Consider the following 25,167-nt stretch of genomic DNA (forward strand, 5'->3'; position numbering starts at 1 on the left):
TTCACGGCAGTCGATCGCATGTTCAAGACAACCATGAGACGTGCTCCCGCAGTGCTTGGTACCCGATGAACGCGACGCAGTCGATCAGCGCGTGGGCGATCACGAGGGGCCACAGTTTCGAGGTGCGTTGCCAGTACCGGCCGAACACCAGGCCCATGATGACGTTGCCGAAGCCGCCGCCGAGTCCCTGATAGAGGTGGTAGCTGCCGCGGAGCAGGGCCGAGGCCAGTAGCGAGCCGTTCTCCGACCATCCGAGCTGCCGTAGACGCGTGATCAGATATGCGACGACCAGTATCTCTTCGGCGCCCGAGTTGGCGATGGCCCACAACACCTCCGTGGGCAGACGCCACCAGTAGTCGGCAAGAATGCTCGGCGCCACGTTGAGATTGAGTCCGGCGGCACGTGCCCCGAGGTACAACGCGAGGCCCGGCAGCCCGATGAGTGCGGCGAGCCCGGCGCCCGGGAGCCAGTCGCGGCGCAGCAGAGGACGCGCAAAGCCGATGATCTTCGGGCCGTGACCGCTGCGCCACAAGAGATAGAGGCCGAGCGCGGCCCATGCGAGCAGGCGCACGATGCCGAGGAGTTGTCTGGCGAGGTCGATGAACTCCTGCGACGACCGCGGCGCATTCAACGCGACTGTCTGATCGGACAGCGGTTCCGGTGCGAGGGCGGCCTCGAGCAGCGACAGGATCGACGACAGTCCGCTGAGTCCGAACGTGACGAGCAGGACGATCGTGATTTCGATCCACAACGCCCGGCGTTCGGCAGCATCGAGCGGTGTGCCGGGATTCTGCCGGGGTGGATTGAGCCAGGCGCGGATCGTCGTCACGGGAGCGATTGTGCCGGAACGCGCTGCAAAGCCGGCCGCGTGTTCAGTGAGTAGCGCGCATTCCGTTCATGAACGGGCATCCGACGAGCATGCGCAGTGCCTTGCTCAGTCCGCTCGGCTCGTCGACGGGTTCCTGGAAGGGGATGCGAACGTCGTGGTCACCACTGCCGGATTCGATGCGCAGGCGCAGGCCGTAGCGGTCGAGGCCGAGGGGACGGATCCGGCCGGTGCGCGCCGACGGCGGGATCCTCCTGGCGATGCGGGCGAGAATGTCCGCGTGATCCTGTTCGAGGTGTTCGAGCCACGCCGTCTCGTAGGTGGCGAATGGGTCGGGGGCGGCGTCGAACACGTCGGGAAGATCGACGGATTCGGCGCCCGAGGTGTCTGCGGCGACCACGGACGTGAGCCGGAGGACGAGCAACTCGGAATTGTGGCCGACGTCGAGGAGTTCGGGGTGCGGAAGGATCTCGGCGACGTCGGCGGCGACCTGTCGCGGTTCGTCGACGGGGAACAGGTTCCCGCTGAGCCAGATCAGCGACCGGACGGGGTTGCGCAGATTCAGGGGCGAGTGGTCGGTGAGCTCGAGCATCGCGGGCAGGCCTGCGGCTCCGGACTGCCAGGTGAGTGCGACCGCCGTGGTCTCGGCCGGTACGACGATCGCGATGTTTCCGTCGTCCTGCAGGAAGTGGACGGTCGTCGGGATCGGGTCGCAACCGTCGATCGCAAGGTATGTGGTGTCAGCGCGGATGAGAGCGGTGCGCACGCGTTCCGCGGTCGTCGGCGCCGGAATGTCGGTCGTGGTGGTCTGCATGCGGGCCCTCCTTCTCATGTAGGTGAGGCAAACCTAAGTCATTGTGACGCTGGTCGCAAGGGTTACCAGCGCTAACCTGGACGACGTGTCGATCCCACTGCCCCTCGGAATGCCGCCCTCACGCGAAGAACCCCGTGGTCTGCTCGACGCGCTGCTCTCGCGTCGTTACGAGACGCTGGAGGCTGCCCTCGCTGTCTCGGGGCCGGAACTGGCGGCACCGATCGTTCCCGCGAGCGAAGTCGCGGAGTTGCCCGATCGCGATGTGATCGTCGAATTGGATGCCTCGGCCGAAGCCCCGTCGCCTGCAGGCCGGCGACCCGTTCGCTACCAGCTCGACTGCACCCTCGACGACCTCGACGACGTGCTCGCGTTCACCGCTCCCGCGCCGTTGGCGGTCTACGTGCAGGTCGACGACCCGGTCCTTGCGGACTCGGCCCTGGCCGACACTGCTCGCGCACTCACCGAAGCCGGGCACATCCCCGGGTTGCCGACCGGCCGTGCGCCAGGCGCCGTTGCCGATTTCCTCGCCGTGCTCGCACACGCCGACACCGGATTCGTCGCCCGCGCCGAAACAGCTTCCGACGTGCTCGCACTGCTTTCCGGTACGGCGGCAGCGCTCAGCGGATTCGACATCCGCGATGCCCTGACCGCGCCCGACGCCGACCGCCTGGGTCGCTTGATCCCCGAGGCTGCCGAAGCGTTGCGGGAGATCCTGCTCGCTGTGGAAGTCGACGACCCCGACGAGGTGCTGGATGGACTACGGACGGCGGGTCTCACCCCGCGCTGACAGGGTTCATTTCTACGACGCATCCCGGCAAGCGACGGTGCGTAATCTGTAAGCCGTGCCCCGCATCGCGTATTTCGGACCGACCGGAACCTTCACCGAAATGGCCCTCGCCCGTTTCGAGGACTTCGGCGTCTTCGACGAACCCGTCGATCGGGTACCCGCGGCCAGCCCTCCGGCCACGCTGCAGTTGCTGCGCGACGGTGAGGTCGATGCTGCAGTGGTTCCCATCGAGAGTTCCGTCGAGGGGTCGGTGCCGCCGACGATGGACGCACTCTCGATCGGGCCCCGCTTGCAGATCGTGGCGGAAACCGAACTGGACATCGCATTCACGGTCGTGGCGCGCGCCGGGACGACACTCGACACGATCGAGACCATCGGCGCCTACCCGGTGGCGGCGGCCCAGGTTCGGCAGTGGGTCGGCGCCGCGCTGCCGGGTGCCACGGTCGTGGCCGCGTCCTCCAACGCGGGCGCGGCCGAGGACGTGGCGGCGGGCAAGGTCGACGCGGGAGTATCGACCGCGCTCGCCGGCCAGCGACTGGGTCTCGAGGTCGTCGCCGACGGTGTCGCGGATTTCGCAGGAGCCCGGACGCGGTTCGTTCTCGTCACCCGTCCGGCGCCGGTGCCGAAGCGCACCGGCCGCGACCGCACGTCGGTGATCCTGCAACTTCCCCATGAGCCGGGGTCGCTGGTCCGTGCGATGACGGAATTCGCGACGCGCGGCATCGACCTGACCCGTATCGAGTCGCGGCCGACGCGAAAGGAATACGGCACCTACTTCTTCCACTTGGACTGTGTGGGGCACATCGACGACGCACTCGTCGCAGAAGCGCTCAAGGCACTCCACCGTTTCGCCCAGGTGCGGTTCCTCGGTTCATGGGCGGCGGTGTCCGAGCCGGGTGTCGCACCGGTGTCGGACGAGGATGATGCACAGTGGCTGGAACGGTTGCGGCGCGGAGAGGAAATCAGTTGAACGGGAAATTGATCCTGGCCCGGCACGGCCAGACGGTGGCGAATGTCGAGAAGCGCCTCGACACGAAGCTCCCCGGGGCGGAGTTGACCGAGCTCGGAATCACGCAGGCGAAGACGCTCGGCAAGAACCTCATCGAACGCGCGCCGACTCTGCTCGTGTCGTCCCAGGCCATTCGCGCAAAGCAGACAGCCCGGCACGCGCAGGATCCGGTGGGTCTTCGAGCGTCTGCGCGTGACGGGCTGCACGAGGTGCAGGTCGGTGAACTCGAAGACCGCAACGACGAAGAGTCGCATGCGATGTTCGTGAAGGTCTACCAGTCGTGGCACGACGGCGACCTACGTGCCCGGGTCCCCGGCGGCGAGAGCGCATTCGACGTTCTCGACCGATTCGTGCCGGTGCTCGACGAGCTGCGCGCAGACTACCTGGAGGCAGGATCGGGCGACATCGTGGTGGTCAGCCACGGCGCTGCCATCCGCCTCGTCGCGTCGTACCTCGGGAGAGTACCGGGCGGTTTCGCAAGCGGAAACCATCTGGCCAACACCGACACCGTCGAACTGGAGCCGGTACCCGGCGGCGGGTGGGAGTGCGTGCGGTGGGCATCGGTCCACGCACCGTTCCACGACACTGCCCGCGCAGGAGCCGACGACCCGATGGGCTGACGGGAGACGGGAAGACGGGGCATGATCATTCGTCTCGGAGTGAGGCGTGATAGCCGGTCGTGAGCCAGAAGACCGTGCGATCGATCGTGGGCACGATCTCGGTGATGTCGACGTATCCCGCGTTGCAGCGCCCCACCAGGCCGTAGACGACGCTGGAGAGGATCGATTCGAGCTCCGCGACGAACTCGGGATCCACGTCCGACAGGACTGCCAAGCCGACGGGTACGACGGGGTCGAAGCCGCGCACGGCGAGGCTCTCGCCGCCCGGCGCGGCGCGGACGCGAAAATATGCGAAGAGCATCTCGGGATGCTGTTCCCACGGCTCGAAGATCGCGCGGATCACTCGCATCATCGCCGGGTGCAGTGGTTCGCCGGGGTTGCGGCTCTGTGTGGCCAGTTCGGCGTAGTTCGACTTCATCCAGTGTTCGATCGCGGCAAGGATCAGCTCTTCGCGCGTGGCATATCGCTTGTAGATGGTGGTCAACGAGATCCGTGCCCGCCGTGCCACCTCGCGCAGCTGCACCGCGTCGTAGCCGTCGTTCTCTAGAAGCTCGACGACCGTGGCGAGCAGCCGTTCTCCGGTCCGGTCCGGTGCGCCCGTGGCCTCTGCGTTCTCCATGTTTGTGAATTTCCTTGCCCTATCCGGATAACGGGGTTATCGTCTCGTCAGTAACGTTGTTACTCAGCCTACCTCCGGCGCGACGTGCACGCGTATGTCACGCCCCCGGATCCGCACTCACCATGGAGCGCCCTATGACGGGAACGCCCGAGTACCTGCACATCGATCGTGAGATGTGCGAGGCGCATGCGTTGTGTGTCGAGATAGCGCCCGAGATCTTCGATCTCGCGGACGACGACATCGCAACCTGCGACGAACACCCACCGGAAGCGCTGTGGCCCAAAGCGCGTTCGGCAGTCAGTGCATGCCCGCGCCAGGCCATCAGTATCTCCGAGCACGTGCCCGCCACGTCACCTCGTTCACCGAAAGGCCAGTGATCCGATGACCGATCTCGCCTCAGCCGACTACTTTTCCGACGGAGAACTCGCGCAGAATCCGTTCGAGTACTTCGACCACCTCCGAAGCATGAACCCTGTCTTTCGCGAACCGAACTACGGAGTAGTGGTTGTCACCGGCTATCAGGAGGTGGTCGAAGGATTCAAGAACTCCGAAGCTCTCTCGGCGGTGAACGCGATCGGTGGACCGTTCCCGCCGTTGCCGTTCGAGCCCGAAGGTGACGACATCACCGACCAGATCGAGGCGCATCGTCACCTGTTTCCGATCTCCGAACACATGGTGGTGATGGACCCGCCCGATCACACACGGGCGCGATCCCTGCTGGGCCGACTCCTCACACCGAAACGTCTCAAGGAGAACGAGGAGTATCTCTGGACGCTCGCGGATCAGCAGTTCGACGAGTTCATCGACAACGGGAGCTGCGAGTTCCTCGGCGAGTACGCCAAACCGTTTGCGACGTTGGCGATTACGGACCTACTCGGTGTCCCTGAGGGTGACCGCGAAGAGTTCCGTCGCGCGCTGGGCGCCGGAGAACGTCCCGGCACCCGCGTCGGATCGCTCGATCACGAGCCGGTGGGTATGAACCCGCTGGAGTATCTCGACGAGAGATTCACCGGCTATCTTGCCGATCGGCGTCGTGAGCCCCGCGGCGACATCCTCAGCGGTCTTGCTACGGCAACATATCCGGACGGATCCACTCCGGAGCTCATCGAGGTGGTACGACCCGCCACCTTCCTGTTCGCTGCCGGCCAGGAAACTGTGACGAAGCTGCTCAGCTCGGCGCTGCGGGTGCTCGGCGAACGCCCGGAGTATCAGCAGATGCTGCGTGAGGATCGCAGTCTGATCAAGCCGTTCATGGAGGAGTCGCTCCGATTCGACAGTCCGACCAAGATCGACTTCCGGCTCGTGCGCAAGACCACGACGATCGGTGACGTCGACGTCCCGGCGGGGACGATCGTCATGCTGAGCCTGGCAGGCGCCAACCGCGATCCACGGAAGTTCGAAAACCCCAATGAATTTCGACTCGACCGTAGAAACTCGCATGATCACATCGCGTTCGGGCGTGGACTGCACACGTGCGCGGGTGCACCGCTCGCCCGAATGGAGGGGCAGGTCACTCTGAACCGGCTTCTCGACAGGATGAGTGACATCAGGATCAGTGAGGGTCGACATGGATCGACGGACGAGCGGACCTTCGTCTACGAGCCCACTTTCCTCCTGCGCGGTCTCGTCGAGCTGCACATCGAATTCGAGAAGATCTCGAGATAGCCCGAACTGACAGAAACAGTTCGAAAAATACTGCATCGAGCGGTCGTTCGATGCGCGACGCGAGAGGTGAATCATGGCAGGCAGGGTTGAAGGCAAGGTCGCACTCATCACGGGTGCAGCGCGCGGCCAGGGGCGTAGTCACGCGGTGAGGCTCGCGCAGGAAGGCGCAGACATCATCGCACTCGACATCTGCGGTCCGGTCAGAGAAGACGCGCAGATCGCCCCGGCGTCGCCGGAAGACATGGCCGAAACAGTCGAGCTGGTCAAGGGTTTCAACCGTCGGATCGTGACGGTCGAAACCGATGTCCGCGACTTCGACGCGGTGAAGACCGCGGTGGACACCGGCGTCGAGCAACTGGGCCGACTCGACATCATCGTTGCCAACGCCGGAATCGGGACCGGTGGTACACCGCTGCACGAGACGGACGAGTTCGACTGGCAGGAAATGCAGGACATCAATCTCTCGGGAGTGTGGAAGTCGGTGAAAGCCGGTGTACCGCACATGATAGAAGGGGGACGAGGCGGCTCGATCATCCTGACCAGTTCGGTCGGGGGATTGAAGGCCCATCCCAATATGGGGCCGTATATTGCCGCGAAGCACGGCGTCGTCGGCTTGATGCGCTCGTTCGCGGTCGAACTGGGGCAGCACTTCATCCGGGTCAACACCGTTCATCCCACGAACGTGAACACGCCGATGTTCATGAACGAGGGTGCGATGAAGATGTTCCGTCCCGATCTCGAGAACCCGGGTCCGGAGGACATGAAGGTGGTCGCCCAGCTGATGCACGTGCTTCCGATCGGCTGGGTGGAACCCGAGGACATCAGCAATGCCGTGCTGTTCCTGGCATCCGACGAATCCCGTTACGTCACAGGACTCACGTTGTCGGTCGACGCGGGCAGCGCACTCAAGTAGTCACAGCGCTCAGCCGCGCAGTTCGGTGAACAGCAACTGCGCGGCCTGAGTCGCTGCCACCTCGTCACCGTCGATCACCGCGTTCACCAGGGCAGTGTGCTCGTCGTGGAAGCCTTGCCCCGTCGTGTGGACATGCCGGTCGACGGACTGCCGGATGGACGGGAGTAACGAGTCGTAGAACTCGAGGTACACAGCGTTGTGGCTGGCCTCGACGATGGCGCGATGGAGCGCGATGTCCGATTCGACCGCGGCATCGGTGTCGGGTTCGGTGAAGCGATTGTCGCGTTCGACCAACAGCGCCTCGAGGCGTGTGATGTCGTCGGGCGTGCGCCTGCGCGCAGCGAGGACGGCGGCGGTGACGTCGAGGGTCTGCCGAAGTTCCAGCACGTCACGCTCGTGCGCGGTCGCGAAGTACTTCCCGAGGGTGCCGCCGATATCGGAGGTTGCGACGACATAGGTGCCCGAGCCCTGACGACGTTCGAGAAGCCCGGTGTGCACGAGCGCCTGCACAGCCTCGCGGACGGTGTTGCGACCGGTTCCGGTGAGCTCGCTCAATTCGGGTTCGGTGGGGATGCGCTCACCTATCGCCCAGCGGCCGTTGCAGATCTCGCTGCGTAGTTGCTCGGTGACCTGCGAGATCAGGCTCGTGCGTCGAACGGGTTGTCCCAAAGTCATCCGGTCATCCTATGATTTACCGAGTGAGTCTTCTACGCGGCCGCCTGCTCGTCTTCTGCGCCATCGTCATGTCCGCACTCGTGCTCCGTCTCGCCGTCACATCGTTCAGCCCTCTGGCCTCTGCGATCAGTGAAGAACTGGGCTTCACGTCCACACTTGTCGGTGTGTTCGGCATGATGCCGACCGCGATGTTCGCCCTTTTCGGATTCGCCACTCCGTTCCTTGCGCGGCGGTGGGGTCTCGAAACGACGGCATTGGTCGCGATGCTCATGGCCGGGGTCGGCATGGCTGCACGCGCCTTCGTGTCCGACACGTGGGTGCTGCTCGCATTGTCGGCACTCGCGCTGGGCGGAATGGGTATCGGGAACGTTGTCATCCCGCCACTGGTGAAGCGGTACTTCTCCGATCGCCTGGCGGTGGTGAGCTCGCTCTATATCGTCGGCGTCCAACTCGGCACCATCGCACCCGCGTTCGTCGCGGTGCCGTTGGCCGATGCGTACGGCTGGCGCGTGTCGATCGGCGTCTGGGCCGTCCTGGGGTTTGCGGCAGCACTGCCCTGGGTCGTCGTTCTGCTCTGCCGACGCGGAGCCGTCCCGCAGAACGATCGGGTTGCAACCGCCCCGCAGGCGCATGGTCAGGTGTGGCGTTCCCCGGTGGGATGGGGAATGGCCGGCATGTTCGGCATGACTTCCCTGGTCACCTACTCGATGTTCACGTGGATCCCCGACATCCTCGGCGACGCCGGGGCCAGTCCCGCCTTCGGCGGTGCCATGGTCGGATTGTTCTCGTTGATGGGCCTTGTCGGGGCCTTCGGAGGTCCGACGTTGTGCGCCAGGATGAACAACCCGTTCCCCGCGGTCCTCGCGTGCGCGACCTGCATGCTCGTCGGATTCGCCGGACTCTGGCTTGCACCGATGAGTGTGCCCATCCTGTGGATCGTGCTTCTCGGCCTCGGGCCCAGCACGTTCCCGATGGCGCTGACACTGATCAACCTCCGTACCCGCACCCAGGCCGGATCGTCCGCGCTGTCGGGATTCACCCAGGGGGTCGGTTATGCCGTCGCGTGCCTCGGCCCGCTGCTGTTCGGCGTGCTACACGATGCCACGACAGGGTGGACGGCCTCGTTCGGTCTCTTGGTCCTTGCGGTTGCACTACTGGTGGCCGGGGGGTATCACGCCTGCAAGCCGCGCGCTCTCGAGGACAGCTGGCACCGGGTGGATGCGGACGAGGAAGATCTCCCCGCGCGCTGACCCAGGAGCGACGTCACCGAGGTGCGGCGAGCCGGACATGTGTGTTGGACGCACCGTATCCGTCGTAACCGCCGCGCCGCTCGAGCAGTTCGACCTGGAACCCGCCGGGGACGGGCAGCGTGTAGGCGTGGAGCAGCTCGCCGTCGCCGACCCGGTCGTACAGCAGTCCGTGCTCCCGCAACGTGTCCAGCAGGCCGGGCTCGAGAACGAATCGTGCGTCGAGGTCGACGTAGTAGTTGTCCGGTGGTCGGAGGAACTCCACCCCGTTCGAGCGGGCACGACGGACCTCGGCGACGACATCGCTCGTCGCGAACGCCAACTGCGTGATGCCGTAGCGCGTCGCGGCGTCGGGCCCGGAATCCGAGACGTTGAGCGCAACCCGCAGGTTCCCCGCCGCCGCGCGTAGCGCGCGGATGCGGAGTCGCCCGTGCGGCTGGATGTACTCCTCGGGGTTCTCCGGCTCTAACGCGAACAGGGTACGGAAGAACGAGATCTCCTGGTTCAGCTCATCTTCGGGGACGGTGACATCGACGTGGTCGAGTCCCAGCCATCCGCCGTCTGATTGTTCAGCGGTGGGGACGAAGTCGGTCTGCCAGTCGTCGGGTGCCCCGGGCTCGGCGCTGACGAACACGTGCAAACCCGACGGCGACGTGATGCCCGGAAGTCCGGCCTCGCCTTCGCCTCGGGTCTTGTCGACGGTCGGCCACAGCAGGGCGCCCGCCCGCTGGGCGACATCCGTGACGGACGGCGCGACGAGTCCCAGCGCCGTCGCGGCGGGGCCGGGGGCGAATTCTTCGTTGAGCACCACCTCGGCGCCCCCGTTGCGCCACCGGACCACAGGCTTGCTCCGATGCCGCCCGGCGACATGGAATCCCAACCCCGTCAGGAGCTCGGAATACGCCGAGCCGGTGGGTGCTGCGAGTTCGACGAACGCGACATCGGTGCGTTTCGGTACGGGCGGAGCGACGGCCACCCGCTCGCGCGCGGGACCGGACAGACGCGACCCCAGCTGATCTTCGAGGAAGACCAGCGAACGCATGGCGTCGCGTGCGGTCACGAACGGGTCGGCCTCACGGACGACGTCGCTGAAGATCTCCAGCGACAGTGGACCGGTGTATCCGGCTTCGAGTGCGGCGGCCACGACTCCGGCCACATCCAGGGTGCCCTGACCGGGGAAGCAGCGGAAGTGCCGGCTCCATTCGAGGACGTTCATGTCGAGCACGGGCGCATCGGCGACCTGGACGAATCCGATCCGGCTCCCGGGGACCCCGTCGAGTGCGGTGCCGTCATCGCCGCGGGCCAGCATGTGGAAGGTGTCCACCGCGAGGGTGACCGCGGGATGGTCGGCGCGTTCGACGATCGACCATGCCTGTCCGACGCGGTTCACGTGCCGGCCCCACGCCAGCGCTTCGTAGGCGAGGGTGACGCCGAACGACTCGGCGAGTTCACCGACCGCATGCAGTTGCTCGGCGGACAGTTCGGCATCGTCGATCGCGTCGGGAAGTGCGTTGGAGCAGGCCAGGAACATGGTCGCGCCGAGTTCGTTCATCACCTCGAGCTTGCGCCGCACGCGGTGCAGGACCGTGGGGAACCGCGCCGGGTCGACGCCTTCGATGTCGCGCACCGGCTGGAACAGGTCGATGGACAGGCCCAGGTCGGCGCACCGTCGCGCCACCTCGCGGGGCGACAGAGGCGACGCCACGAGGTCGTTGTCGAAGAGTTCGATGCCGTCGAAACCCGCGGCGGCGATTGCCTCGAGCTTGTCGCCGAGCACGCCGGACAGCGATACGGTCGCGATTCCCTTGTACATCAGTGTGTCAGCTCCTCGAAGTGCCGGACCATGCGCTCGGCGTCGGGTGTGCGGCCGGTGAAGTACTCGAAGGCTCCGACTGCTTGGAACACGGCCATGCCACCGCCGGGCACGACCCGGCAGCCACGCGACCGCGCGAGCCGGATCAGCTCGGTCTCGAGCGGGAAGTAGACGACGTCGGACACCCACAGGTCGTCGCGGACGAGTTCAGCGGGCACCGGCAGGCCCGGGTGCCCGGTCATGCCCGTAGGGGTCGCATTGACGAGACCTTGCGCGTCGCGCAGGGCTCCGGCGAGATCGTCCGTTGCAGCGACACGTTCGTCACCGAACCGCTTGGCCAGCCGGGTCGCGCAGTCCTTCGCCTTCTGCGTGTCCGTATCGATGATCGACACGTGTGCGGCTCCCTGGTCGAGGAGGGCGTAGCCTACTGCGGCTCCGGCGCCACCTGCACCCACGAGCACGGCCGCGTCGGTGATGGCCCCGGGGAGGCGACGGCGGAATGCACGGCCCCAGCCGGACCAGTCGGTGTTTCGGCCGAGTGTTCTGCCATCGCGGAAGACGACGGTATTGACCGCGCCGAGGTCGCGGGCGTCGTCGGAGAGTTCGTCGAGGAGCGGGATCACATGCTGTTTGAACGGATGAGTGATGTTGAGTCCGTCGAATCCGAAATGCTTTGCCCAGGAGAGGAGTTCGGGAAGTTCATCGGCGCCGAATCCGATCCTTTCGGCATCGAGCCGCCGGTAGGTCAGATTGAAGCCGGATTCGAGGCCTTCTCGTTCCTGCATGGCGGGGGTGAGGGACCCGTTGATTCCGGCACCCACGAGACCGAGGACGAACGAGCTGCGATCGGTGTTACTGGTGGACACGGTGTTACTGGTGGACACGGTGGATCTCCCGGTGGATATCGAGCGAGGCGAGGCGGCGGATAGCGAATTCGTAGCCGGAGGCGCCGCAGCCGGCGATGACGGCCTGCGCGACCGGTGTGACGTACGAGTGGTGCCGGAAGGGTTCGCGGGCATGGACGTTGGTCAGATGGACCTCGATGATCGGTGCGGCGACGGTGACCAGCGCGTCGTGTAGAGCGGCCGAGGTGTGGGTGTACGCCCCCGCGTTGACGACGAACCCGGAAGTGGTCTCGCGTACCTCGTGGACGAAGTCGATCAGGTCGCCCTCGTGGTTGGACTGGCGGAAGTCGAGGTCGTAGCCGAGCTCGTCGGCGACCCGGGTGCAGAGCACTTCGACATCGGTGAGGGTGGCGGTGCCGTAGAGCGTGGGTTCGCGTTTGCCCAGCAGGTTGAGGTTGGGGCCGTTCAGCACGGTGAAGGTGGGCCGGCCGGTCATCCTGCGACTCCGGCCGGGACGCGGGTGACCTCGTCGGTGTTGTCGGTCTGCCCGAGGTCGCGGGTGAGCACCTTGTGGGTGGCCTTCGGTCCGGACAGGACTGCGATCAGCGAGATCAGCACGGCGCCGAATGCGAACAGCGCCACGCGGTACCAGTTGTCGGCGTTGCCACCCATCAGGGCACCGGCGATAGCGGGGGTGAATCCGGCGAGTGCGAACCCGAACTGGGTTCCGATGGCCATTCCGGAGAGCCGGACGCTGGTGGGGAAGTACTCAGCATATGTCGAGGGCCAGCAGGCATTCGGCATGCTGTAGATGATGCCTGCCAGCAGGATGCCGGAGATCAGTACGAGCGCGACATTGCCGGTGGAGATCGACCACAGGAATACGGTCACCATCACGGCGGTTCCGATCAGCCCGGCGACGAACACGGGTTTGCGGCCGACCCGGTCGGACAGTGAGGCCCAGAGCGGGATCGTGCCCACCGCGATGACGTTGGCGACGATCGCGAGCCACAGCATGGTGGTCGAACTGATACCGATGCCGTATTCGTCGGAAGTCGCGAAGTTCAGGGCGAAAACCTGGAAGACGGTGTTGACCATTGCGATGAACGAGGCGAAGAAGACGCGCAGCACACCGCGCCAGTGATGGCGGAACAGCAGTGCCAGCGGAGCGGGCGGAACCTCGGCGCTCTTCTTCTCGGCGTGGAATTCGGGGGTTTCGTCGAGGGAGCGGCGGATGATGAACCCGACCACCAGGAGCGCGGCGCTGATCCAGAACGGGATTCGCCAGCCCCATGAATGCAGCTGTTCGTCCGAGAGCAGTGCGATGACCGGCAGGAACACCAGTGGGGCGAGGACCTGTCCGCCCTGGGTGCCGCTGAGTGTCCAGCTGGTGAAGAAACCGCGCCGGTTGTCGGGGGCGTGCTCGAACGACATCGAGTTGGCGCCGGCCTGCTCGCCCGCCGCCGAGAGTCCTTGGAGGAGTCGGAGTGTGACGAGCAGGATCGGCGCGAGCATGCCGACCTGTTCGTAGGTCGGGAGGCAGCCGATGAGAAAGGTCGAGACGCCCATCAGCAGGAGGGTGCCGATGAGGATCTGTTTGCGCCCGAATCGGTCGCCGATGTGACCCATCAGGAACGAGCCGAACGGCCGGGCGACATATGCAACACCGAAGGTGGCGAGGGACGCGACGGTGGCGACGGCCTGGTTGCCTTCGGGAAAGAAGATGGTAGGGAAGACGAGTGCCGCGGCCGTGCCGTAGATCGCGAGATCGTAGTACTCGAGCGCACTACCACTCCACGCTGCCAACGCCGCCTTGCGCGGCGTGCGCTGCACGGTGGTCGTTTCTGCCATGGGATTGCCCTTCGAGGATTGCTGGATCAATTATCCGATGCAACGACGGTAAGGGTGGCGGCCATCACACGGCAATCGTTTGCCATTTTTTGCCATACTGTTCGCATGCCCCCCGAGCAGCCGCGCGTTTCCCCGCGTAAACGAGCCACCATCACCGACGTCGCACGCACCGCGGGTGTGGCTGCGTCCACTGTGTCCCGCTCGTTCAGCAATCCCGACCGCGTCAATGTGCACACCCGCGACCATGTGCTCGGGGTCGCCGCCGAGCTCGGCTACACCCCCAACCCGATGGCGCGCGCGCTCGAATCGGGCCGAACCAATACCTTCGCCCTGCTGGTCCCGGACATCACGAACCCGTACTTCGCGGGCGTGATCAACGGTGCCGAACAAGCTGCCACCGCGGCCGGCCGGACCCTCGTGCTCGGTAACACCAGGGAGAGCGCCGCCACCGAGGAACAACTCGTGCGGCGCCTCGGACCCGCCGTGGACGGCTTCGTCCTCGCGGCGTCGCGGTTACCCGACGACGAGCTGCGTCGCGTCGCCGAATTCAACGCCGTCACCCTGGTCAACCGCGCTACTCGCGGGGTCTCGTGCGTGGTCGCCGACTATGCGTCGGGTACGCGACAGATCGTCGACCACCTGGCCTCGCTCGGTCACCGGTCGCTGCTCGTGCTCGGCGGGCCACCGGAATCGTGGTCCGGTGCGCGTCGCTGGGCCGGCCTGCAGGATGCGGCGGAACTGCACAACATGCAGGTTCGCCGGTTCGGACCGTACTCGCCGACGCTCGGCAGCGGACCCGCGGCTGCAGATGCCGCCGTTGCGGCGGGTGCCACCGCGGTGGTCTGCCACAACGACATGCTCGCGATCGGCGTTCTCCGGAGACTGCGCGAACGGGGAATCGCGGTGCCGGAACAGATGAGTGTGGCCGGGTTCGACGACATGTTCGGCGCATCGATCTGCACCCCCGCCCTGACCACGCTCGCGGAGCGCACCGAAGACGCCGGAGCCCACGCGATCGAGATCCTCGGCCGTCTCGCCTACGAGCGGGTTGCCGAGCCGGGGTCACGTGTGCTTCCCACCCAGCTCGTGGTGCGCGAATCCACGGGTCATGCCGTATGAGGCGCCCATGGCGGCAGTCCGTCCGTCCCGGGCACCTGCACAGGTATCCTCGAGCCGTCCGGGTATAGCGATCGATAGGTTGGATGCGTTCATGGGGAGTTCGACCGACGACACCGTCGCTGCTGAGGGGACGGTCGCGCCCGACTGGCGCACCCTCGAGCCGATGGAGCTCACCCCGATCCTGTCGGCGAGCCTCGACGCGTTCTACGAAACCGGATTCCACGGCACGTCCGTGCGTGAGATCGCGCGACGGGTCGGCGTGACCGTGCCGGCGCTCTACTACCACCATGAGAACAAAGAGGGTCTGCTCATTGCGCTACTCGAGCTGTCGACGAGCGACGTGCTCTCACGTTCGCACGCGGCCGACGCAGACGGCGGCACCGACCCGGTGCAGCGCCTGTCCAATGTGATCGAGGCGATCGTGCTGCGGATGACGATGCGTGCGCGGCTCGCGGCGCTCGAAGGTGAGGCGCGGTACCTGAGCCCGCAGAACCGTCAGCGCTACCGGGCGGTGCGCAAGGGCATCGAAGAGATTGTGCGCACGATCGTCGAGGAAGGGACGGCGTCGGGAGCGTTCGACGTCGACGACTCCGCCGAGACGACCCGCGCGCTGCTGGGGATGTGCCAGTCGATTCCCCGCTGGTATCACTCCGAGGGGACGCTGAGCCCGCAGGAGGTTGCGAGGAAGTACGTGGCGATCGCTCTGAAGATGGTGGGGGCTTCTCCCCGCGCGTGACGGACCGTTGTCGTCACCGGCGACAACGGTCCGATCGCGTGATCAGAGCGTGCGGAAGTTCGCGGGGCGCTTCTCCTGGAACGCGGTGACGCCTTCTTTGAAGCCCGGCCCCGCGAGCAACTTCATCTGCCCGTCGAGTTCGCGACCGAAGGCATTCTCGAGTTCGGTGAGGGTCGCGTCATTGATCGCGTGTTTGGTGGATGCCAGGGCGTCCGTGGGTCCGTCCGCGAGTCGCCTTGCGAGTTCCTCGACCTTGCTGTCGAATTCGTCATCGGCGTAGGTGTCCGCGATCAACCCTGCAGCGACCGCCTCGGGGGCCGGGAGCCGTTCGGCGAGCATCGCCATCTTCAACGCGCGGGCGCGTCCGACCGACGCGGCAACCAGTGCGGTGGCGCCGCCGTCGGGCATCAGGCCGATCTTGGTGAACGCCAGCAGGAAGTACGTCGACTCCTTCGCAACGGTGAGGTCGCACGAGAGTGCCAGCGACACACCGACACCCGCCGCTGCGCCGTTGACGGCGGCTATGACGGGACGGGGGAAGGCGCGGAGCAGGCCCGCTGCGCGGTTTGCCGCGTCGATGGTGTCGGTGGTCGGAGCCGCAGACAGGTCGCGACCTGCGATGTCGGCGCCCGAGCAGAACGCGCGGCCGGTGCCGGTGAGGACGGCTGCGCGGACGGAGTCGTCGGTCGCGTACTTCTCGAAGGCGTCGCCGATGGCGTTGAGGGTCTGCGCCTGCACGGCGTTCATGCGTGCCGGACGGTTGATCGTCACGCGCAGGATGCCGTCGTCGACCCGGACGTCGACGCCGGGTAGATCGTTGGTGGGTTTGTCGGTCATGCGGTGTCCTTCGGTGGGTTCGGAAATCAGGATCGAAGTGAGAGTGCGACTTTGCCCGTAGCGGAACGGTTTGCGAGCGAGTGCAGCGCATCCGCGGCTTCGGTCAGGGGGTGGGTGGTGGGCTCGGGGACCTGCAGGGCGCCCGATGCCAGCAGCGGCTCCAGTGCAGTCCACTGTTGTGCGGGATAGTCGGGAAGCAGGCGGATGTGTTCACCCCATCCGGCGCCGACCACCGAAATATTCTTGAGCAGAAGACGATTGACTTTCACGGTCGGGATCTCGCCGCCGGTGAAGCCGAGTACCACAGCGCGACCGCCCGGGGCCAGGCTGCGGAGGCTGTCGGTGAATCGGTCGCCGCCGACGGGGTCGAGCACGATGTCGACGCCCCGTCCGGCGGTGAGTTCGAGGGCCTTGTCCTTGAATCCGTCGACACGGATGACGTGGGTCGCTCCGTTGGCTCTTGCGACCTCGGCCTTCGCGTCGGTGCTCACCACCGCGATCGTCTCGAGGCCGAGGGCCGCGGCGACATTGAGTGCTGCGGTGCCGACGCCGCCTGCGGCGCCGTGGATGAGCACGGTCTCGCCGGGCCGGTAGCGTGCGCGCTCGTCGAGGGCGAAGTGAGCGGTCAAGTAGTTCAGCGGCATCCCGGCCGCGGCCGTGAGCGACACGCGATCCGGGATCGCGAACACCGATCCGGGGCTTACGGCGACCGTCTGCTGCCACGCTCCGCCGTGTGCGAGCACGGCAACCCGCTGGCCGGGGGTGAACCCGCTGCCTTGGGGGGCGGATCGGACGATGCCTGCGCCTTCGGAGCCGAGGACGCAGGGGAGTGGGCGCACCACCTGGTAGCCGGCGCTGGTCTGGAGCAGATCGGGGAATGAGACACCTGCGGCGTGGAGGTCGACGACGACGTGGTCCGGGCCGGGAGTGGGCTCCGGGATGTCGACGGTGTGCACGCCGTCGGGGCCGATGTTCTCCGTCAGATGTGCTGCCTGCATGGTTCTCCCGCCGTATGTGGAACGAATCGTCTCGCGCCGGTCTCCCTCGCAATCATTACCACGCGTAACTGATCGGGCGCTAGCTAGACCGCAGCTATTGACCGATCGATCGCTCCGTGATAACTATTTAGCGATCGATAAGTAGAGGTTCGGACTCTGGAGGGCACGAATGGCCGACGATACGACCACGACGGACGCTGCAGCGCTGTACGAAGTGCGCGGTGGGGTCGCAATCATCACCCTGAACCGGCCGAAGGCACTCAACGCCGTCAACGGCGCACTGTCGACCGCTGTCGGCACCTACCTCGAGCAGGCCGAGAACGACGCCGACGTCCGCGTCATCGTGATCACCGGCTCCGGCCGAGCCTTCTGCGCGGGCGCCGACCTGAAGGCCATCGCCTCGGGCGAGGACACCTCGGCTGCCGGGCACCCGGAGTGGGGCTTCGCCGGATACGCGCAGCACTGGATCAGCAAGCCTACGATCGCGGCCGTCAACGGATTCGCGCTCGGCGGCGGAACCGAACTCGTTCTCGCCAGCGACCTCGCGGTGGTCGACGAAGAAGCCAAGCTCGGACTGCCCGAGGTCAAGCGCGGCCTGTTCGCCGCAGCGGGCGGTGTGATCCGGCTGCAGCAGCAGATCCCTCGTAAGCTGGCTCTCGAGCTCGCCCTCACCGGAGAGCCCATCTCTGCCGCGCAAGGCAAGGAGTACGGCCTGGTCAACCGGGTCGCTCCGGCAGGCACTGCCCTCGACGTCGCCCTCGAGATCGCCGAAACCATCGCTGCCAACGCGCCGTTGTCGGTGCGCGAATCGAAGTCCATGATCTACCGGACCGCCAACCTTCCCGACTGGGAGGACGCGGCGTGGAACGCCAACGTCGAAGCACTGAAGGTCGTCTTCAGCAGCGAGGACGCCATCGAAGGCCCCACCGCGTTCGCGCAGAAGCGCCAGCCCGTGTGGAAGGGCCGCTGACCCGAGAGCCCGGCCCGGTGTCGCGGCGACCGCTCCTGCGACACCGGGTCGCACCACACCCCGCGAAAATTCAGGAGTCACCATGACCAACGCAGTCATCGTCGATGTCGTCCGCACCGCGGTCGGCAAAGGCAAGCCCGGAGGCGCACTTTCGGGTACACATCCCGTCGAACTGCTCGCGCACGTGCTGCGCTCGCTCGTCGAGCGCAACGGCATCGATCCCGCTCAGGTCGACGATGTCATCGGCGGGTGTGTCAACCAGGCCTCGGAACAGTCGCTCAACATCTCCCGCACCGCCCTTCTCGCGGCAGGCTTCCCCGAATCCGTGCCCGCCACCACGATCGACCGTCAGTGCGGTTCGAGCCAGCAGGCAGCCCACTTCGCGGCGCAGGGCGTCATCGCCGGTGCGTACGACATGGTCATCGCGTGCGGCGTCGAATCCATGAGCCGCGTCCCGATGGGCACCTCGTCGATGGGCAAGGACACACACGGTCCGAGCATCCGGGCCCGCTACCCGGAGGGCCTGGTCAACCAGGGCATCTCCGCCGAGCTGATCTCGGCGAAGTGGAAGTTCGACCGCGACGCCCTCGACGCGTTCTCCGCGCAGTCGCACCAGCGTGCCGCTGCCGCCATCGCCGCCGGGCACTTCGACAAGGAGATCGTCCCGATCGAGGTCACCAACGCCGCGGGCGAGCAGGCGGCGCACACGGTCGACGAGACCGTGCGCGCCGCAACGACCGCGGAAGGACTGGCCGGTCTGAAGCCGTCGTTCTACACCGAGGAGTACGCTGCACGCTTCCCCGAAGCGCAGTGGATCATCACCCCCGGCAACTCGTCGCCGCTCACCGACGGGGCCTCCGCAGCGCTGATCATGAGCGAGGAGCTCGCGAACAAGCTGGGCCTCACCCCGCGTGCCCGTTTCCACTCGTTCTCCGTCGCCGGTGACGACCCGGTCTTCATGCTCACCGCGCCGATTCCGGCCACCCGGAAGGTCCTCGCCAAGTCGGGCCTGAACATCGACGACATCGACGCCTACGAGGTCAACGAGGCGTTCGCGCCTGTGCCGCTCGCGTGGGCGCACGAGTTCGGCGCCGACCCGGCCAAGCTCAACCCGTGGGGCGGCGCGATCTCGCTCGGCCACGCACTCGGTTCGTCGGGCACCCGCCTGCTGAGCACCCTCGTCAACCACCTCGAAGCCACAGGTGGTCGTTACGGACTCCAGACGATGTGTGAGGGCGCGGGCATGGCCAACGCCACCATCATCGAACGTATCTGAACTGCAACAACTCTCGAAAGGATTCTCAATGATCGTCAACGACAGCGTTGCCGTCGTCACCGGAGGCGCTTCGGGCCTCGGTCTTGCCACCACCAAGGCGCTGATCGACGACGGAGCCACCGTCGTCATCATCGACCTCCCCTCCTCCAACGGTGAGGCCGTCGCCAAGGAACTCGGCGACCGTGCGCGCTTCGCGCCGGCCGACGTCACCGACGAGGCAGCAGTTGTCGCGGCTCTCGATCTCGCCGAGTCGCTCGGACCGCTGCGTGTTGCGGTGAACTGCGCAGGCATCGGCAACGCGGTCAAGACCGTCAGCAAGAAGGGCGCGTTTCCGCTCGACGGCTTCAAGAAGGTCATCGATGTGAACCTGATCGGCACGTTCAACGTGATCCGATTGGCAGCCGAGCGCATCTCGAAGACCGAACCGGTCGACGGCGAGCGCGGCGTCATCATCAACACCGCTTCCGTCGCAGCCTTCGACGGCCAGATCGGCCAGGCCGCCTACTCCGCATCCAAGGGCGGCGTCGTCGGCATGACCCTGCCGATTGCACGCGACCTCGCGTCGTTGCTCATCCGCGTCGTGACCATCGCTCCGGGCCTGTTCAAGACCCCGTTGCTCGGCTCGCTCCCGGAAGAAGCCCAGGCTTCGCTCGGCCAGCAGGTCCCCCACCCCGCGCGTCTGGGTGATCCCGCCGAGTACGGTGCTCTGGCCGCACACATCGTCTCGAACGCGATGCTCAACGGCGAGGTCATCCGCCTCGACGGTGCCATCCGCATGGCACCGCGCTAGACACTGCAGCACGCACACGTGAGAGGAGGGGTCGATGACCGCGCAGCCCGAGACCAGGTTCACTGATTGGCGGGTCTTCGAGCCGTTGCGGTACGACCCCATCCTCGAACACGCGCTGGAAGCCTTCAGCGAGAACGGCTTCCACGGGACCACCGTGCGCGACCTGGCCCGCCGGGTCGGTGTGACGGTGCCCGCGCTGTATTACCACCACGAGAACAAGGAAGCCGTTCTCGTCACCCTGCTCGACGCTGCCGTCCTCGACCTCATCGACCGTGTCCTGGCCGCGGTCGCGGACGGCGGCGCCGACCCGGTCGCCCGGTTCGCCAATGCCGTCGAGGCGATCGTCCTGAACATGACTCACCGGGCAAAGCGTTCCGGCCTCGATTCCGAACTGCGGCACGTCTCCTTCGAGAACCGCCGCACCTATGCCGCTACGCGCAAACGCCTCGAACTCATCATGCTCGACCTCGTCCGTGACGGTACCGAGGCAGGAGTGTTCGACGTCGACGATGCAGAGGAGACCGTGCGGGCCATGCTCGGCATGCTCCAATCCATCGCCCGCTGGTACCAGATCGACGGCCCACTCACCCCGGCGCAGGTCGCGGACCGTTACATCGTGATCGCCCTGCGCATCGTGGGCTACCACACCACTATCTGAACGTCTCACTGCGAGGAGATCTTTCGTGCTGTCCACAGCCTTCACCGAAACCTTCGGAGTTCGTCACCCCATCGTGCAGGGCGGAATGCAGTGGGTCGGCCGCGCCGAACTGGTCGCCGCCGTCGCCAACGCCGGTGCACTCGGCATGATCACGGCGCTCACCCAGCCCACCCCCGAGGACCTCGAGAAGGAGATCGCCCGCACCCGCGAGCTCACCGATCAGCCCTTCGGTGTCAACCTGACGATCCTGCCCTCCATCACGCCGCCGCCCTACGACGAATACCGACAGGTCATCATCGACTCCGGCATCAAGATCGTCGAGACCGCGGGATCCAACCCCGCGCCGCACCTCCCCGATTTCCATGCCGCCGGTATCAAGGTGCTGCACAAGTGCACCAGCGTCCGCCACGCCGTCAAGGCGCAGGACGTCGGCGTCGACGGCATCAGCATCGACGGATTCGAATGCGCGGGTCACCCGGGCGAGGACGACATCCCCGGACTCGTCCTCATCGCCGCGGCAGCGGAGCAGATCACCATCCCCATGATCGCCTCGGGAGGCTTCGGTGACGGTCGCGGCCTCGTCGCCGCACTCGCGCTCGGTGCCGACGGCATCAACATGGGCACCCGTTTCATGTGCACCGTCGAATCACCGATCCACCAGAAGATCAAGGAAGCGATCGTCGAGGCCAAGGAAACCGACACCGAGCTGATCTTCCGGCCGCTGCGCAACACCGCTCGCGTCGCCAGCAACACCGTCAGCCGCGAGGTCGTCGAGATCCTTGATCGCGGTGGACAGTTCCCCGACGTGCAGGAACTCGTCGCCGGTGCGCGTGGGCGTCTCGTATACGAGAACGGTGACCCTGAGGCCGGCATCTGGACCGTCGGCACTGTCCAGGGCATCATCCACGACATTCCCACCGCAGGTGAACTCGTCGAGCGCATCGTCGCCGACGCACAATCCCTGATCTCCGAGCGTCTCGCGGGTCTGATCGACCGCGTGAACGCCTGATACGCGCCTACTGCCAGGAGAATTCATGAAGCGTACCCACTTCGAAGGTGATCACGAGGCGTACCGGGAAACGGTGCGTGAGTTCTACGCTCGCGAGGTCGAACCGAACTACGAGCGCTGGGAAGAGGAACGGCTCATCGACCGGTCCGTGTACCTGGCCGCAGGCAAGGCAGGGATCCTCGGCCTCGGAGTACCCGAGGAATTCGGCGGGTCCGGTGTCACCGACTACCGGTTCCGCCAGATCGTCCAGGAGGAGACGGCCCGCACGAACACCACATCGTTCGGCGCGACCCTTGCCCTGCAGGACGACATCGCCATTCCGTACCTGCTGCATCTGGGCACCGAGGAGCAGAAGGCCCGCTGGCTGCCCCGCATGGCTTCCGGCGAGATCATCGGCGCGATCGCGATGACCGAACCGGGCGCGGGCTCCGACCTGCAGGGCGTCAAGACCACCGCTGTTCGCGACGGTGACGAATGGGTCATCAACGGCCAGAAGACCTTCATCACCAACGGAATCCACGCCGACCTCGTCATCGTGGTGTGCCGCACCGACCCGAGTGCCGGGTCGAAGGGATTCTCGCTCATCGTCGTCGAGCGCGACGCTCCCGGCTTCAGCCGCGGACGCAAGCTCGACAAGGTCGGTCTTGCCGCGCAGGACACCGCCGAGCTGGTGTTCGAGGATGCGCGCGTGCCCGCCGAGAATCTGCTCGGCACTGAAGGACGAGGCTTCGTCCACCTCATGGAAAACCTGCCGCTCGAGCGGATCGGTATTGCCGTCAGCGCCATCACGTCGGCGCGTGCGGCCTACGAGTGGAGCAAGCAGTACGTGTTCGAGCGCAAGGCGTTCGGCAAGCCGATCGGCGATCTGCAGAACACCCGCTTCGTGCTCGCCGAGATGCTCACGGAGATCGAGGTGACCGAATCTCACGTCGATCGCTGCATTCTCGCGCTCAACGCGGGGGAACTCACCGCGGTCGATGCATCGAAGGCGAAGTGGTGGGCCAGTGAGCTGCAGAAGCGTGTCGTCGACCGGGGCGTGCAGCTGCACGGTGGCTACGGCTTCATGATGGAGTACGCGATCGGTCGCGCCTACCGGGATGCACGCATCCAGACCATCTACGGCGGCACCACCGAGGTCATGAAGGAAATCATCGGCCGCGACATTGCCGCCGAGTTCAAGTAACGGAGTTGCGCATGGGGAGCGGCATGTTCGATCTGACGGGTAGACGCGCCCTGGTGACCGGCGGATCGGCCGGCCTCGGACTCGGTATGGCGCGCGGACTCGCGCGCGCAGGCGCCGATGTCGCCCTCTGGGGCCGCAGCGCAGACAAGCTCGCTGCCGCGGCCACCGGCCTCGGGGGTTTCGGCACGAAGGTCGTCACTCGGTCGGTCGACGTGGCAGACGAGCAGGCGGTGATCGACGGCGTCGCCGACACCGCCGCAGCTCTCGGCGGGCTCGACATCGTCGTGGTCAACGCAGGTATCACGGGGCCGCTGCAGAAGTTCCCCGAATCATCGACGGAGCAGTATCGGAAAGTGATGGCGACCAACCTCGATGGCGCGTACTTCACGATGCGTGAGGCGTCGAAGATCCTCGTCGCGCAGGGCACCGGCGGGACGATGATCGTGACGTCGAGTCTCGGTGCGCTCCAGGGTGCCGGTCGCAATCAGGCGTACGGCGCGACAAAAGCCGCGGTGCTCGCGATGGCCAACGGATGCGCTGTCGAGTTCGCGCGGTTCGGTATCCGGGTGAACAGTGTCCTGCCGGGCTGGATCGCCACCGATCTCACCGGGCAGCTGCAGGAATCCGAAGTCTTCAACAGCAACGTGATCTCACGGGTTCCGCTCGGCCGATGGGGTACCCCGGAAGACTTCGAAGGCATTGCCGTCTACCTGGCGAGCGATGCGTCGAGCTTCCAGACCGGAAGCACCACGCTGATCGACGGCGGATACAGCATGTTCTGAGGTTCTGCTTCGTTCTGGTCCGGCCTATTGCGCGGCCAGAAACGATCGGGAAATGTAGAGCACGAAAATTGTATTCTACGAAAGGGAGAACATGGCGCTCACCGCACTCCTGGAGCTCGAGTTCAAGGCCGACGCGCTGGACGATGCGAAGAAGGTCATGACGCGAGTCCTCGACGAGACCCGAGCCTTCGACGGTTGCGTCGGTATCGAGATCCTGGTCGATCAGAAGAACGAGGCTCGCTGGGTCGTCGTCGAGAAGTGGCAGTCGCAGGAGCACGACACCGCGTACCGCAAGTTCCGGGCCGGTGACGGCGCCATCACCGATCTCGGGCCGCTGCTCGCAGGGGCGCCGAAGCTCACCCATTTCGACGAACTCTGACAGTCGCCCGAAAGCCGGGAGGGACGCGCACACGAGCGCTCCCTCCCGGCTTTTCGTCCGCCTGGGTCCGGTGAGAAAGCGTGGTGGTGCGACGCCGGTCTCCGCCGCGACGGGGCGGACGGTTAAGGTGAGTGTCGGAAGTGCCGGACCGACCGCACTTCGCTGTGAGATCGAGCGTGGAGGTAATCGGGCATGTTTGAACTGATCGGCATGGTCATCGTGGTCGCGTGTGTTGCCGTCGTAGTCGCCTGCTGCCTGATCCTGCTCGTGGCGTCGACCATCGGCCCCCACTTCATGCTTGCCTCGGACAAGAAGAACGCCGAGGTCGAGCGGAACACGCCCGCCCGCGTCTGACCCCGGCCCGACCGAGCAAGAGCCCGACCGAGCAAGAGTCCGAGCGCCTACCCCCAGCCCAGCTGGTGGAGGCGCTCCTCTTCGATTCCGAAATAATGCGCGATCTCGTGCACGACCGTCACCGCGACTTCGTGCACCACATCGTCGTCGGTGTCGCAGATGTCGAGGATCGCGTCGCGGTAGATCGTGATCGTGTCGGGTAGCGACCCGGCGTAGTGGCTGTCGCGTTCGGTCAGCGCGATCCCCTGGTAGAGACCGAGCAGGTCCGGCTCGTCCTCGTGTCGCGGCTCGACGAGCACCACCACGTTGTCGATTGCCCGTGTGAGTTCCGCGGGAATCTCGTCGAGAGCGTCGGAGACGAGTCCGTCGAAGCGCTCATCACTCATCTTCAC

29 protein-coding genes are annotated in these 25,167 nt (G+C 65.9%); 18 read left to right on the forward strand and 11 right to left on the reverse strand.

Features of this window, described 5'->3' with window-relative positions; all coding sequences use genetic code 11:
• Nucleotides 1–22: 22 nt before the first annotated feature.
• Together ACTDXD_RS11875 and ACTDXD_RS11880 are read right to left on the reverse strand one after the other, a co-directional pair.
• Nucleotides 23–829, reverse strand: a complete 807-nt coding sequence (locus ACTDXD_RS11875) for a CPBP family intramembrane glutamic endopeptidase (protein ID WP_440127204.1) — start codon at nt 827–829, stop codon at nt 23–25.
• A 43-nt stretch (nt 830–872) separates the two neighbouring features.
• A complete protein-coding gene (locus ACTDXD_RS11880; RefSeq protein ID WP_440127205.1) occupies nt 873–1,640 on the reverse strand; it encodes a DUF2470 domain-containing protein in 768 nt (255 codons plus the stop codon).
• 109 nt (nt 1,641–1,749) lie between these two features.
• Here ACTDXD_RS11880 and ACTDXD_RS11885 point away from each other — a divergent pair, with 109 nt between their 5' ends.
• From ACTDXD_RS11885 to ACTDXD_RS11895, 3 genes are read left to right on the forward strand one after another with little or no spacing between them, the layout of a single operon-like run.
• On the forward strand, nt 1,750–2,427 hold the full coding sequence (locus ACTDXD_RS11885) for a hypothetical protein (protein WP_440127623.1): 678 nt from the start codon (nt 1,750–1,752) through the stop codon (nt 2,425–2,427).
• 55 nt (nt 2,428–2,482) lie between these two features.
• Complete coding sequence (gene pheA, locus ACTDXD_RS11890) at nt 2,483–3,397, forward strand: prephenate dehydratase (RefSeq protein ID WP_440127206.1); 915 nt, start codon at nt 2,483–2,485, stop codon at nt 3,395–3,397.
• Nucleotides 3,394–4,056 carry a histidine phosphatase family protein gene (locus tag ACTDXD_RS11895; protein ID WP_440127207.1) on the forward strand — a complete coding sequence of 221 codons (663 nt, stop codon included), beginning with the start codon at nt 3,394–3,396 and terminating at the stop codon, nt 4,054–4,056. Before pheA ends, ACTDXD_RS11895 begins: the two co-directional genes overlap by 4 nt.
• A gap of 25 nt (nt 4,057–4,081) precedes the next feature.
• Here the strand turns inward: ACTDXD_RS11895 and ACTDXD_RS11900 are convergent, their stop codons facing one another.
• Nucleotides 4,082–4,675, reverse strand: coding sequence for a TetR family transcriptional regulator (locus ACTDXD_RS11900; RefSeq protein ID WP_440127208.1), 594 nt, complete (start codon nt 4,673–4,675; stop codon nt 4,082–4,084).
• 134 nt (nt 4,676–4,809) lie between these two features.
• On the opposite strand from ACTDXD_RS11900, the gene ACTDXD_RS11905 reads away from it, so the two are divergent.
• The 3 genes from ACTDXD_RS11905 to ACTDXD_RS11915 all read left to right on the forward strand — a co-directional run bounded on the left by ACTDXD_RS11905 (nt 4,810) and on the right by ACTDXD_RS11915 (nt 7,253).
• Nucleotides 4,810–5,052 carry a ferredoxin gene (locus ACTDXD_RS11905; protein WP_440127209.1) on the forward strand — a complete coding sequence of 81 codons (243 nt, stop codon included), beginning with the start codon at nt 4,810–4,812 and terminating at the stop codon, nt 5,050–5,052.
• A gap of 4 nt (nt 5,053–5,056) precedes the next feature.
• Nucleotides 5,057–6,340, forward strand: coding sequence for a cytochrome P450 (locus tag ACTDXD_RS11910; protein WP_440127210.1), 1,284 nt, complete (start codon nt 5,057–5,059; stop codon nt 6,338–6,340).
• A 73-nt stretch (nt 6,341–6,413) separates the two neighbouring features.
• Nucleotides 6,414–7,253 (forward strand): mycofactocin-coupled SDR family oxidoreductase, encoded by an 840-nt coding sequence (locus ACTDXD_RS11915; RefSeq protein ID WP_440127211.1) that lies wholly within the window; start codon nt 6,414–6,416, stop codon nt 7,251–7,253.
• 9 nt (nt 7,254–7,262) lie between these two features.
• Here the strand turns inward: ACTDXD_RS11915 and ACTDXD_RS11920 are convergent, their stop codons facing one another.
• On the reverse strand, nt 7,263–7,928 hold the full coding sequence (locus ACTDXD_RS11920; RefSeq protein ID WP_440127212.1) for a FadR/GntR family transcriptional regulator: 666 nt from the start codon (nt 7,926–7,928) through the stop codon (nt 7,263–7,265).
• A gap of 11 nt (nt 7,929–7,939) precedes the next feature.
• Here ACTDXD_RS11920 and ACTDXD_RS11925 point away from each other — a divergent pair, with 11 nt between their 5' ends.
• Entirely contained in the window at nt 7,940–9,178 is a 1,239-nt protein-coding gene (locus ACTDXD_RS11925) for a CynX/NimT family MFS transporter (protein WP_440127213.1), read from the forward strand.
• Between the two features lie 13 nt (nt 9,179–9,191).
• Here ACTDXD_RS11925 and ACTDXD_RS11930 read toward each other — a convergent pair whose 3' ends face one another.
• The 4 genes from ACTDXD_RS11930 to ACTDXD_RS11945 are packed head-to-tail and all read right to left on the reverse strand — an operon-like array spanning nt 9,192 to nt 13,684.
• Entirely contained in the window at nt 9,192–10,988 is a 1,797-nt protein-coding gene (locus tag ACTDXD_RS11930) for a bifunctional sugar phosphate isomerase/epimerase/4-hydroxyphenylpyruvate dioxygenase family protein (protein ID WP_440127214.1), read from the reverse strand.
• Nucleotides 10,988–11,872 (reverse strand): shikimate dehydrogenase, encoded by an 885-nt coding sequence (locus ACTDXD_RS11935; protein ID WP_440127215.1) that lies wholly within the window; start codon nt 11,870–11,872, stop codon nt 10,988–10,990. Before ACTDXD_RS11935 ends, ACTDXD_RS11930 begins: the two co-directional genes overlap by 1 nt.
• Entirely contained in the window at nt 11,859–12,329 is a 471-nt protein-coding gene (gene aroQ, locus ACTDXD_RS11940; protein ID WP_440127216.1) for a type II 3-dehydroquinate dehydratase, read from the reverse strand. The genes ACTDXD_RS11935 and aroQ overlap by 14 nt, the downstream gene beginning before the upstream one ends.
• Entirely contained in the window at nt 12,326–13,684 is a 1,359-nt protein-coding gene (locus ACTDXD_RS11945) for an MFS transporter (RefSeq protein WP_440127217.1), read from the reverse strand. Before ACTDXD_RS11945 ends, aroQ begins: the two co-directional genes overlap by 4 nt.
• Before the next feature lie 105 nt (nt 13,685–13,789).
• On the opposite strand from ACTDXD_RS11945, the gene ACTDXD_RS11950 reads away from it, so the two are divergent.
• Complete coding sequence (locus tag ACTDXD_RS11950) at nt 13,790–14,803, forward strand: LacI family DNA-binding transcriptional regulator (RefSeq protein ID WP_440127218.1); 1,014 nt, start codon at nt 13,790–13,792, stop codon at nt 14,801–14,803.
• A 91-nt stretch (nt 14,804–14,894) separates the two neighbouring features.
• A complete protein-coding gene (locus ACTDXD_RS11955) occupies nt 14,895–15,539 on the forward strand; it encodes a TetR/AcrR family transcriptional regulator (protein WP_440127219.1) in 645 nt (214 codons plus the stop codon).
• 42 nt (nt 15,540–15,581) lie between these two features.
• Here ACTDXD_RS11955 and ACTDXD_RS11960 read toward each other — a convergent pair whose 3' ends face one another.
• Both ACTDXD_RS11960 and ACTDXD_RS11965 read right to left on the reverse strand, forming a co-directional pair.
• Nucleotides 15,582–16,376 (reverse strand): enoyl-CoA hydratase, encoded by a 795-nt coding sequence (locus ACTDXD_RS11960; protein ID WP_440127220.1) that lies wholly within the window; start codon nt 16,374–16,376, stop codon nt 15,582–15,584.
• Nucleotides 16,377–16,402: 26 nt separating this feature from the next.
• A complete protein-coding gene (locus ACTDXD_RS11965) occupies nt 16,403–17,374 on the reverse strand; it encodes an NADPH:quinone oxidoreductase family protein (RefSeq protein WP_440127221.1) in 972 nt (323 codons plus the stop codon).
• Nucleotides 17,375–17,543: 169 nt separating this feature from the next.
• On the opposite strand from ACTDXD_RS11965, the gene ACTDXD_RS11970 reads away from it, so the two are divergent.
• The 9 genes from ACTDXD_RS11970 (at nt 17,544) to ACTDXD_RS12010 (ending at nt 24,775) form a co-directional block, all read left to right on the forward strand.
• Nucleotides 17,544–18,344 carry a crotonase/enoyl-CoA hydratase family protein gene (locus ACTDXD_RS11970; protein WP_440127222.1) on the forward strand — a complete coding sequence of 267 codons (801 nt, stop codon included), beginning with the start codon at nt 17,544–17,546 and terminating at the stop codon, nt 18,342–18,344.
• An 82-nt stretch (nt 18,345–18,426) separates the two neighbouring features.
• Complete coding sequence (locus tag ACTDXD_RS11975) at nt 18,427–19,620, forward strand: thiolase family protein (protein ID WP_440127223.1); 1,194 nt, start codon at nt 18,427–18,429, stop codon at nt 19,618–19,620.
• A gap of 28 nt (nt 19,621–19,648) precedes the next feature.
• Entirely contained in the window at nt 19,649–20,410 is a 762-nt protein-coding gene (locus ACTDXD_RS11980) for a 3-hydroxyacyl-CoA dehydrogenase (RefSeq protein WP_440127224.1), read from the forward strand.
• Between the two features lie 34 nt (nt 20,411–20,444).
• On the forward strand, nt 20,445–21,068 hold the full coding sequence (locus ACTDXD_RS11985; protein WP_440127225.1) for a TetR/AcrR family transcriptional regulator: 624 nt from the start codon (nt 20,445–20,447) through the stop codon (nt 21,066–21,068).
• Between the two features lie 25 nt (nt 21,069–21,093).
• On the forward strand, nt 21,094–22,077 hold the full coding sequence (locus ACTDXD_RS11990; RefSeq protein ID WP_440127226.1) for an NAD(P)H-dependent flavin oxidoreductase: 984 nt from the start codon (nt 21,094–21,096) through the stop codon (nt 22,075–22,077).
• A 25-nt stretch (nt 22,078–22,102) separates the two neighbouring features.
• Complete coding sequence (locus ACTDXD_RS11995) at nt 22,103–23,260, forward strand: acyl-CoA dehydrogenase family protein (protein ID WP_440127227.1); 1,158 nt, start codon at nt 22,103–22,105, stop codon at nt 23,258–23,260.
• Nucleotides 23,261–23,283: 23 nt separating this feature from the next.
• Nucleotides 23,284–24,042: an SDR family NAD(P)-dependent oxidoreductase gene (locus ACTDXD_RS12000; RefSeq protein WP_440127624.1), complete on the forward strand. Its 759-nt coding sequence runs from the start codon at nt 23,284–23,286 to the stop codon at nt 24,040–24,042.
• A gap of 91 nt (nt 24,043–24,133) precedes the next feature.
• Nucleotides 24,134–24,421 carry a putative quinol monooxygenase gene (locus ACTDXD_RS12005; protein WP_440127228.1) on the forward strand — a complete coding sequence of 96 codons (288 nt, stop codon included), beginning with the start codon at nt 24,134–24,136 and terminating at the stop codon, nt 24,419–24,421.
• A gap of 192 nt (nt 24,422–24,613) precedes the next feature.
• Nucleotides 24,614–24,775, forward strand: coding sequence for a hypothetical protein (locus tag ACTDXD_RS12010; RefSeq protein ID WP_440127229.1), 162 nt, complete (start codon nt 24,614–24,616; stop codon nt 24,773–24,775).
• A gap of 47 nt (nt 24,776–24,822) precedes the next feature.
• Here the strand turns inward: ACTDXD_RS12010 and ACTDXD_RS12015 are convergent, their stop codons facing one another.
• A complete protein-coding gene (locus ACTDXD_RS12015; protein ID WP_169689234.1) occupies nt 24,823–25,161 on the reverse strand; it encodes a metallopeptidase family protein in 339 nt (112 codons plus the stop codon).
• Nucleotides 25,162–25,167: the final 6 nt, after the last annotated feature.

The organism is Rhodococcus sp. SJ-3 (genome assembly GCF_051918125.1).
Taxonomy (GTDB): Bacteria; Actinomycetota; Actinomycetes; order Mycobacteriales; family Mycobacteriaceae; genus Rhodococcus.